At 34.2% G+C, this 9,839-nt stretch carries 13 protein-coding genes; 4 read left to right on the forward strand and 9 right to left on the reverse strand.

Annotated features, from left to right (window positions below; translation table 11 throughout):
- The first annotated feature begins 130 nt into the window (after positions 1 to 130).
- The 4 genes from CKK03_RS19840 (at position 131) to CKK03_RS19850 (ending at position 2,870) form a co-directional block, all read left to right on the forward strand.
- On the forward strand, positions 131 to 886 hold the full coding sequence (locus tag CKK03_RS19840) for a YybI family spore inner coat protein (RefSeq protein ID WP_099364300.1): 756 nt from the start codon (positions 131 to 133) through the stop codon (positions 884 to 886).
- A gap of 65 nt (positions 887 to 951) precedes the next feature.
- The gene (locus CKK03_RS19845) at positions 952 to 1,437 is read left to right on the forward strand and encodes a hypothetical protein (protein WP_099364243.1); all 486 of its coding nucleotides are present in this window, start codon (positions 952 to 954) and stop codon (positions 1,435 to 1,437) included.
- Positions 1,438 to 1,550: 113 nt separating this feature from the next.
- Positions 1,551 to 1,679 (forward strand): hypothetical protein, encoded by a 129-nt coding sequence (locus CKK03_RS24190; RefSeq protein ID WP_281254539.1) that lies wholly within the window; start codon positions 1,551 to 1,553, stop codon positions 1,677 to 1,679.
- Positions 1,680 to 1,916: 237 nt separating this feature from the next.
- A complete protein-coding gene (locus CKK03_RS19850; RefSeq protein WP_099364244.1) occupies positions 1,917 to 2,870 on the forward strand; it encodes a hypothetical protein in 954 nt (317 codons plus the stop codon).
- Positions 2,871 to 3,047: 177 nt separating this feature from the next.
- Here CKK03_RS19850 and csaA read toward each other — a convergent pair whose 3' ends face one another.
- From csaA to paiA, 9 genes are all read right to left on the reverse strand, one after another.
- Positions 3,048 to 3,377: a chaperone CsaA gene (csaA, locus tag CKK03_RS19855; RefSeq protein ID WP_099364245.1), complete on the reverse strand. Its 330-nt coding sequence runs from the start codon at positions 3,375 to 3,377 to the stop codon at positions 3,048 to 3,050.
- Positions 3,378 to 3,549: 172 nt separating this feature from the next.
- Positions 3,550 to 3,831 carry a toxin-antitoxin system YwqK family antitoxin gene (locus CKK03_RS19860; protein ID WP_099364246.1) on the reverse strand — a complete coding sequence of 94 codons (282 nt, stop codon included), beginning with the start codon at positions 3,829 to 3,831 and terminating at the stop codon, positions 3,550 to 3,552.
- 98 nt (positions 3,832 to 3,929) lie between these two features.
- Positions 3,930 to 4,340, reverse strand: coding sequence for a GNAT family N-acetyltransferase (locus CKK03_RS19865; RefSeq protein ID WP_099364247.1), 411 nt, complete (start codon positions 4,338 to 4,340; stop codon positions 3,930 to 3,932).
- Between the two features lie 173 nt (positions 4,341 to 4,513).
- Positions 4,514 to 4,912, reverse strand: coding sequence for a VOC family protein (locus tag CKK03_RS19870; protein ID WP_099364248.1), 399 nt, complete (start codon positions 4,910 to 4,912; stop codon positions 4,514 to 4,516).
- 206 nt (positions 4,913 to 5,118) lie between these two features.
- The gene (locus CKK03_RS19875; RefSeq protein WP_099364249.1) at positions 5,119 to 5,739 is read right to left on the reverse strand and encodes an NAD(P)-dependent oxidoreductase; all 621 of its coding nucleotides are present in this window, start codon (positions 5,737 to 5,739) and stop codon (positions 5,119 to 5,121) included.
- A gap of 157 nt (positions 5,740 to 5,896) precedes the next feature.
- Positions 5,897 to 7,693: a M3 family oligoendopeptidase gene (locus CKK03_RS19880; protein WP_099364250.1), complete on the reverse strand. Its 1,797-nt coding sequence runs from the start codon at positions 7,691 to 7,693 to the stop codon at positions 5,897 to 5,899.
- A 28-nt stretch (positions 7,694 to 7,721) separates the two neighbouring features.
- Complete coding sequence (locus CKK03_RS19885; protein WP_245864220.1) at positions 7,722 to 8,339, reverse strand: alpha/beta hydrolase; 618 nt, start codon at positions 8,337 to 8,339, stop codon at positions 7,722 to 7,724.
- Positions 8,340 to 8,361: 22 nt separating this feature from the next.
- Entirely contained in the window at positions 8,362 to 8,979 is a 618-nt protein-coding gene (locus tag CKK03_RS19890) for an FMN-binding negative transcriptional regulator (RefSeq protein WP_099364251.1), read from the reverse strand.
- 28 nt (positions 8,980 to 9,007) lie between these two features.
- Entirely contained in the window at positions 9,008 to 9,526 is a 519-nt protein-coding gene (paiA, locus tag CKK03_RS19895; RefSeq protein ID WP_099364252.1) for a spermidine/spermine N(1)-acetyltransferase, read from the reverse strand.
- Between the last annotated feature and the right edge of the window lie 313 nt (positions 9,527 to 9,839).

Below are 9,839 nucleotides of genomic sequence, written 5' to 3' on the forward strand. Positions count from 1 at the left end.
AATTTCACACTTTAGAATCATTCAGTATTACTAAACGTAATATTTTCTTAACCTTATGTCATATAGGTATTAACCTGCATAAGGTACACTAAGCAATTGTAAATGTTTATTGGAGGGAATTTATTTGTACATGCAATTTCGAGAACAAACAGATGCGCCCTATATTTATTCTGGAAACGTAGTGTTACTTGATATGAAGCAAGGTGATGTTACAGGAGACGGAATAGTTGATTACGTATATTTATTTGGTAAAAAAAACGTTGAAACAGATATCTTCGCAGATCATATTACACTTGTCCTTCAAGATGGGCGTTCTAACCAAGCTACAACAATTAATCTTCAAAATAATGCTGGATACAATGCTAAACTCTTCCTTGGGGATTTTTCTAAAGATAACATAGTCGATATATTGGTAAGTATCGAGTCGGGAGGAAGTGGCGGGTACGGTTTTTTCTACATTTACTCCTTCAAAAATAATATTCCAAGACAATTGTTTGATATTGAAAAATATAATAATAGCTATACTTTCGAAGTCAATTATGAAGATCTTTATAAAGTAAGTGTTGCAAGTCCACCATTAGGACTGCTTTTCACTCTTGACATTAGCTACAAAGGATATGATTATTTATCACAACTTTACGATGGAAATGGTAAATTAAAACAACCAGTCAAAGGCGAGGTTCTTGCTGCTGGGGCTTTAAATCCGATTGTTATGAATCTAAAGTTTACGAGTTATGATTTACTTGTTTCAAGAAGGATCATTGGTATTTCAAATTCAGATACATTAGGTTATATCGAAGACCTACTAACATGGAATGGCACTCAGTTTACATCTATGAGATTGGCAACAGCGATACTTGGAACAAAGATCAGGAGTCTCTACTAATTTCGAAAGAAAAAGCTCGCTTTATTGTTTAATTTAATCTCTATTAAAAAGAATGGAGGTACTGTATGACAAATTTTTATTCGTTTCAGGGAACTGTTACAATGATTAGTGATTTTTTTACAGGTCAAAATGGTGAAGGCTGTTTTAAATTATTTACTGTAGAGAACGGATTGGGAGAAATAGTAAACTTCGTGGTGTCACCTTCCACTTACTTTGTAGACCATGTAATGGTGAATGTTGGAGATCAAGTGACTGGATATTATAATGGAGATGCTCCTGCCCTTCTTATTTATCCTCCACAATATCAAGCACTTGTTATGGTAAAAGTAAGCCCAAATCAGAAAGTAAAAGTAGATTATTTTAATAGTCAGTTGGTGAGTAGCGATGGACAATTACGCTTAAATATTTCACCATATACTAAAATCGTATTAACCAATGGGCAGCCTTTTACAATGAATCCTGCGAACAGGGATCTAATTGTGGTCTTTGGACCCACCACACAAAGTATCCCTGCCCAAACCACACCCTATAGAATAATTGTTTTGTGTTAGGGTTTATCAATAACATGAGTATGTTTTGTCTAAGGGGCAAATTATTCAACTATTGAGGTAGGTTAGTTTTAACCATTTTTATCGTTTAAAGCCAATTCCAGGGGAATGCCCCGATGATTCATTCGCTCAATGCTTTGACTGTAACAAAACTTCTTTCTCCGATAATTGTGGTAAGCATGATTGGGATGATGATGACCACGATGATGATGATGAGAATTAACTTAGACATATGGACCATTTGAAAATCTAATGTGGCAGCATTTATAAATAAGACAAAAATAATGTAAACCTTGAGGATGAATGTTCTCAAGGTTTACATTAGTCTTTTAGTATTATTCCAGATTGTATTGCGGCGCCACCACCATTACATTTTTCTAATATCCAATCATCTAAGACTGAGAGTTCAATAACATCTTTAATATTTGCATCCAAATTATACTATTTTCTTTTATAATAAAAAAAAAGGAAAGGAGATTTAGATGCTATACATATTATTTGCATTCATCCCGATATGGTTATTAACCGCATTTTTTTCATATTATCTGTTCTATTTTTTAACCATTTCCGTTTGCTCGATTGGGATACTAACGATCTTTTTTTGGAAAATTGTCTGGGAAGGCTTGTATAAACAATACCGATTACGAAAAAATCCTGCTTATCGAAAGAATATGGCCTTTTACAAAGAAAAGAAACGAAATGAGAAAGCAAAACGTCTACAGAAACTTACTCCATTTCAAAAATGGAAGACAACAACGAAGGAAATACTTTTCTCCGTTTTTTCATGGATTCTGATCCCTTGTATTTTTTTAGGAATTCCAGCAGGCGCATTGGCCATTGGAGGGAACTTTTTGCTTGACTTTCCATCCTATCTCTTTGGAAAAACGGAAACGGCGACCGGCTATGTATCTTATTATGAAGAGGTTTCAGGCAGAAAATCACTTTCTTACACGACAGTAGAAATAGAAAATAAGGACTATGTTTTAACACACCCTGAACAGTATTATATTGGTGATAAGGTAAAAATCAACTATTTGCCACATACAAAGATCATCAGAGAACTTGAAATAGTGGAGGAACGAAAAATTCAACCAGAATTATCGGTCACACCAATAGATCCATCAATAATAGACCATCCAGCGACTGGATCATGGGAAAATACAGATGAGGATGAATATATATCACTCCTACTCTCCGAAACTGGTTTAGCAAATCTGGGAGAAATTAAGGGTGATGAAGGAATATTTTATCATGGCAGATGGATGTATGACGAGAAAGAAAAGGTCATTACACTTGAAGTGGATAACGCAGACAACCTTTCTTGGCATCCGGTAGATCATCCAGATAAAATTGACATAAAAGTTCTTTCCGTTTCGGATGACTCATTGGAAATTGAGTACCATCAGAAGAAAGTTCGTTTAATAAGATTATGGTAGAGTTCAAAAATACGTTATAAGACAAAAATGCGATGCCAGGTGCAATGGAACATAGATTCAATTGCTGCCCTGGCACCCATTCTACTCTTGTTAGCCCATTAAACTCCTTCGTAGGTATTAATCTGCGACAGGAAAAAGCAATCCACCTTCTCGAAAGTGCCCCATATTTAAATTTTTCTATGCGATTGGTGTTCCATTTTCCACATGTTCATCCGGCTTTAAAAGGACCACGTCACCTTCTTCAGGGATTCCTCCAATTACCAGTACTTCTGACTTAAAGCCTGCGATTCGTCTCGGAGGGAAATTTACGACTGCAACCACCTGTGTACCTATAAGTTGTTCTGGTTGATATCTTCGAGTAATTTGGGCTGAAGTCTGTTTCAACCCAATTTCTCCAAAATCAATTTCTAATTTAATTGCAGGTTTTCTGGCCTCTGGAAAAGGCTCTGCTTTAACAACAGTTCCAATTCGGATATCCAATTTTAAAAAATCCTCTATCGTCGCCATATGAACACACCCTTAATTTTACATTTTTTTCTAATTTTAACTTATTCCTAGAAATAAATAAATATTTAAGAAGCAAAACAGCGACTTACTTTTAGATATAGAAGGGATATCTTCTTGAAGAAACCTACTCTTAGCTGAAATAAGAAATGGAGAAGAAACAGAATTTACTCTATTATTTTTTATTACGATTGGTGGTTTTGTATTTTTCACCTTTGCTATCATAGGTGACCCATTCACCAACTGGTTCACCTTTTTCAAAATACCCTGAACGCTTTATTGTTCCATCGGAACGGTACCATTCCCAATAGCCTTCAGGTGTATCTTCAATCATTTTCCCCTTTGACCATATTGTTTTTCCGTTTGCATGGTACTTTATTGTGTATCCATTAATTACTTCCAGTTTCTTTTCCTTGACACCATTTGAGTGTTTCAAATCACAATCCTCATTTTTCATGACTTACCTCCGATCATATAAAAGGAAAAAACGTTACACCATATTATGATGCAACGCTTAATTGTATTTTATTGCTATACTAACCCTCGAATAAATCCCTAATTAAACTTAGCAAATGCAACCAAAGATCCATTATCGCAAGAATGGAAACCATTCTTTTCATAAAAATGTCTTACATCAGGGGCTTCATCTGTTAATAAAACTTTTTGACGAACATTTTTATATTTCTCGAGAACCCGTTGCATGAGTTGAGTAGCAATTCCTTGGTTTTGATAAGCATTTAATACAAGAATATCTTGAATGTAGATAATCGTTAATCCATCACCAATAATACGAATTAACCCAACTAATTCTTCGCCATCCCAAGCAGATATAACTTCTAACGATTGTTCAAATGCCTGTTGAAGGACATCTAGATCTTGTGTATAAGCATACCATTCTACATCATTATATAATCGTTCTAGTTGTTCTCTATTTATGTTTTTACTATTATTAAAATTTATCGCCATTCATTTTTCCTCCTCAAAATATTTTATTTTGAAGAGTTGATCCATAATTTATCCACTGTCTTATGCCTCCTTATGGTCTTTTCCGTATGCTGTTATAATACTATTTCGACATTACTCACCATATTCCTTCTTACGATTTACGTTGAAAAAGTCATTGAAGACCGATCCAGTCCCTATTTTGGCGCCACAAATTCTACTTTTATTCGATCAGGGTCTTCAAAATAAACAGCATAATGATCCTCTCCTCCAGCAAGAGGATGCTTTTCTGGATAAAGAAGATGTATTCCTTTTTCGATAAGTTTGTTTGTCATTTCATCTACATGTTGACGTGAACTTGCATGAAAAGCTAGATGATTAAGACCTACTCGGCATCGATGATACGGGATATCTAAAAATCTGTCCTCAGCTTGGACAAAAACAATATATGTCTCATCCATTTTCCAGCTTCGTCCTTTTTCCCACTCTTGATAAGGTTCATATCCCAATTCCTCAAGAAACCAACCCCAGAAATCTACTGTCCTCCTTAAATCTGAAACATATATTTCAATATGATGAAGCAACCCCTTTGCCATTGAAAACTCCCCCTAAAACTAAACTGCTTCATGAATCAAACAAATCTAATTCGATATTGAAATTACCTCTTCCTTCTACTAAACCTAGTAATAACTCATAAAAATGGGGCATCAATCCTACTTGGTTAATGCACCCTTTAAGTGTAAGTATTCATAAACAATCTGCTTTACCTTCTAACAGCAAGTTGTAATGTTAGAGAATATTATTAGTAGGCGATACCTACACGTGATTTTATATAATTGTTACTTTCAATCTGCTTATATGTAAATTCTGCTGTATCCGATACGTATATTTTAACTCCATCTAGCGGCAAAAAATCACGTTCCAAACGATATTCACCTAAACTTTCTCCAACCGGTAAATATGTAGGACATACAATAGTCCATTCGAGTGTTGATTGTTTAAGCATATCGTAAACTTTATGATGTTCTTCTGCTGCACGGGTTGATTTACGCTTTGATTCACTTGATTGATAGCGTAATAAATTTGGAGTGGTTCTACTTTGTAGGATACCTGCAGTTCCTATAGTAATAATCCGTTGTATACCTTCGTTTTCCATTGCTTCGATAATGTGCAGCATACTTTCAGACAAAGTTGTTGCCCCATCAGTATTTAGCGCACTAATAACAACATCAATGCCTTGCATTGCACGTACAATATCCTCTTTATTTAAAACATTACCTCGAATAATAGTTAATCTTTCATTATTTATTTGAATCTTCTCTGGAGTACGAACTAATACAGTAACATGATGTCTGTCATGAAGAGCATAATTAACTATTTGACTTCCAACTCGTCCAGTTGCACCTAAAATTAAAATATTCAAAAGTAGAATCCTCCTTTTTACGAATACAAATATTACACTACACTATAAATGCTATTATTTCTTCTTTTTAACTTAGGCAGGATTACTTTCGTTAGCTAAGTAACTTTAACAGAAAATGCGTTTATCCTTTTTGGATCAACGAACTTCACACTTTATTTTATTTAGCTATTAAATTAATAAAATCATCAACATCTTTAACACATAATTTCATTCCATTTTCCCAAAAATCAACCAAAGTGATATCTTCTTTCAAATGCTTCATCACTAAATCTTCCGTTGACATACTTCCTGAATCACGTAGTAATTCGATGTACTCCTTTTCAAACTCTTTTCCTTTATCTTTGAATTTTGCATAAAGACTAAGGGAAAATAAGTACCCAAACGTATATTGAAAATTATAGAATGGCGATTGTGTAAGATAATAATGTGGGGTCCAGACCCATGAGTATAAAGAAACATGATCAAGCGATCCCTCATAAGCCACATCAAAAGCAACTTGCATAAGTTCTTTTAAGCGTTTTGATGACACAATTCCCATTTTACGTTCTTCATAAAAATTCTTTTCAAACAGGAATCTAGAATGCATGTTCATAAAATTCATGACGCTTCGCTTTAATTTTTCATCCAGTAAAAACAATTTTTCTTCAGTAGAACCCGCTTTATTTAATGCCGCATCTAATATGATTTGTTCAGAAAAAGTAGAAGCTGTTTCAGCAATACTTAATGGATATTGTCTATTCACCCCATCAACATGTTTCATTGCCTCATTGTGAAAAGCATGACCTAATTCATGTGCTGACGTTAATACATTTGTCATTCTCTCTCCATACGTCATAAAAACTCTTGATTCGCTAGAAAGAGGAAATCCTGCACAAAATGCAACAGCTGACTTATTAGGTCGGTCTTCAGCCTCTATCCAACCGTTATCAAATGCTTGTTTAGTAAAATTCACCATTTCATTTCCAAAATGACTAAAATGCTCCAATATAAAATCTACGGCTTCTTCGTAATCTATCTTTCGATTTCCCTTTCCAATAGGAGCCCAAAAGTTATAAGACGGCATTTTTTTATCGCCATTCATTTTTGCTTTTTCATTTAAATAAGTAATAAAAGGTTTTTTATATCTACTTACCGCTGACCACATTGCGTTTAGTGTTTCCTGTTTCAAACGATTCTCCATTAGCGGTTCAACTAAAACATTATCTATGCCTCTGTTTTTATAAACCTGTAATCGAAAACCAGCAATATGATTTATTATTTGTGCAAATTGTTCTTCTTTATTTTTCCAAATATCTTCTAATGCAAAATGGGCCATTTTACGAACCCGTTCTTCTGGGTGAGAACGTAAATTAATGGCTTGACCCACAGATAGCACTTTGGGTGCTTCCTCGATTTGTAGCTTAACTTTTATACTACCTAAAAGTGATTGATAAAACTGACCCCAAGCGTGGTAACCATCAACCATCAGGTCTGAAACTAACTTTTCTTCTTCCTCAGAAAGAAACATTGCTACTGTTTCACGCATTTCAGTAAGGACAAACTTATATTTATGTAGATTCTTCGTTTCTAATAAATCTTCCCACACAAGTTCGCTTGTGTTTAAAATGGTATATTGAAATTTTTTAATTGTTGATTCAAAGTCAGCATTTATAGATGATATCTGCCCTCTTAGTGTCATAGCAATTTGATCTTTTGGGTTTTGTGCAAGAAGACACGTTATAAAAGACTTGGCTTCAGACAGGTGTATCCGAATGTCAGTAATGTGTTTCATAACAGATTCGACTCTAGGCGATTCACTAACATCGGATAGGTTTTGATAAGTATTTATTATTTCTTCTAATTCACTAACCTTTAACTCTAGTTGTTTTATATGATTATGTAGTTGTGAAGAATTACGACCATCTAGGAACAATTTATCTAGATTCCATACTTTTGAATACCTTGTTTTCGGCATTATTTACCCCCAAGATTTAAGCTAGTCACTAGAACTCATTAATGGCAGAAATAACACTTTTTAAAATCTCAATCGATTGAATTGGTTCTTTATCAAGTTCTAAAGCGTGATTTCCACCCTCAACTACTTTAAGTCTAAGATTTTGATTATTATTCAATTTTTCAAAGCGTTCCTCAATGAAACAACTATCTTTATCTCCAATCATACAAAGTCCTCTATTTTCACTGTTAGCCATTGCATTAAATACGTCATCTCTTTGTAGCAAAGGAGTCAACCATACTATATTTGCGTCTTTGGGCATTGAATGGTCAAGCAAATAACTCAAAGCGATGGTTCCTATAGATTTCGCCACTAGATAATAATTACTGTATTTCTTGTTCTTAGTAGCGTTGTCAATCGCAAGTTGTACATCTCTTGCAAAATCCCTTTCATTTAGAGCAGACATCTCTTCCCTACTAAACTTATAGTTAATATGTAATACATCAAAACCTTTCGAGTAGAATACCCCTGTTGTAAAGTGCAATAATGGAGCTTGTGTTGTATATCCAGCCCCTGGTAAGACAATAACTAAGCTATTTGTTTCATCCTTTTGTTCTATTAATCTATAAGGAATACTTTTAGAATTAACCATTTTATTAGCAGTCACCGTTTCCACACTCCCTAAAGCTTTATTTTAATTTTTGGAGATTTTTCTTCATTAGAGATGCTATTTGCATTTGATCGTGTTGTGAACTATTTTCTAAATGTTTTATAACTAACTCTTGTCGTTCAGTAGGATGATTTTGACTTAATTTGGCTTTTCCCTCGATCTTTGTGATGTTGATTCTGAACGCTACAATTCCTTTACTCATCCCTTCTACATAACTGGGATCTACACCACTTAGATTGTATGTACTGTCAGGGCTTTCATATTTATTGACCAAGTCATTTAACGAATCAAACATGACTTTCTTATCCTCAATAATTTCAAGCTTTCCATATATATGGATCGATACATAGTTCCAGGTAGGCACTGCCTTCGTTGTTTCGTACCAAGAAGGAGAAATATAGCAATGAGGACCTTGGAAAATCGCAAGTATTTGTTGATTCTCAACATCCAGCCATTGTTCGTTCGGACGTGCAAAATGCCCATATAAAGCATGTTCCGATTTATAAAACATCAATGGAAGATGGGTCGCATAGGGCTCCCCATTATATTGGGAAACCAAAGTTGCAAAGCTATGCTCCTTAATAAAATCATAGATCACTTCTTCATCATCAATCCTAAAATATTTAGGTATATACATGAATATCCACCTTTCAATAAATGGCTCACTACATAATTGTTTTTGTCATAATATAATCCGTTTGTTCCTCATCACCCATGTAAAAAGAGTGAGCTCCGGTTTGAACAAACCCTAATTTCTTATAAAAAGCAATGGCATTTCCATTCTTTTCCCATACACCTAGCCAGATTCTCTTTTTATTCGTTTCCTGCGCAATTTCAATCGCTTTATAAAATAGATATTTACCAAGACCGTGTTTTTGATATTTGTTCTTTATATAAATCCTCTCAATTTCAAGAGAGTCATTCCCTATTTCTTCCGACTGAGCATCATTTGTATTGACCTTTAAATATCCAGCGAGTTCATTTTGGAAATAAACAAAAAAGAATTGCGATGAAATGTTGGATATTTCTTTTTCCAATTGTTCTAAATTAAATGCCTTTTCCAAATAAGCACTCATATTTTCGGGTGAGTTTTGATCCTTAAACGTCTCATTAAATGTTTCATAACTAATTTCTTGAAGTATGTGTAAATCCTCTAGGTTACATTGTTTAAAATTAATTGTCATTACAATATTTCGCCCCTTAAATAATCTCAATCACTCTTCCATACTAACATAATATTCCAACAATACGATTGAAAATTTCTACATAAAAAGACGATCGGATTGATCGTCTTTTTTACTTATTTCACTATTTTATTGACTCTTTTTACACAAAGGTTGATGATACTACATTTATGCTGTGTTGCGGTATACCATTTATTCTTTCTCGGTCTTGTGATATACCGTTTAGGCTCTTTGCGGTATACCTTTTATCGTTTCTCGAGCTTGTGATATACCGTTTAGGCCATTTGCGGGATAGCATTTATCGTTTCTCGAG

It is taken from the genome of Fredinandcohnia onubensis (assembly GCF_002734215.1).
Taxonomy (GTDB): domain Bacteria; phylum Bacillota; class Bacilli; order Bacillales; family Bacillaceae_L; genus Ferdinandcohnia; species Ferdinandcohnia onubensis.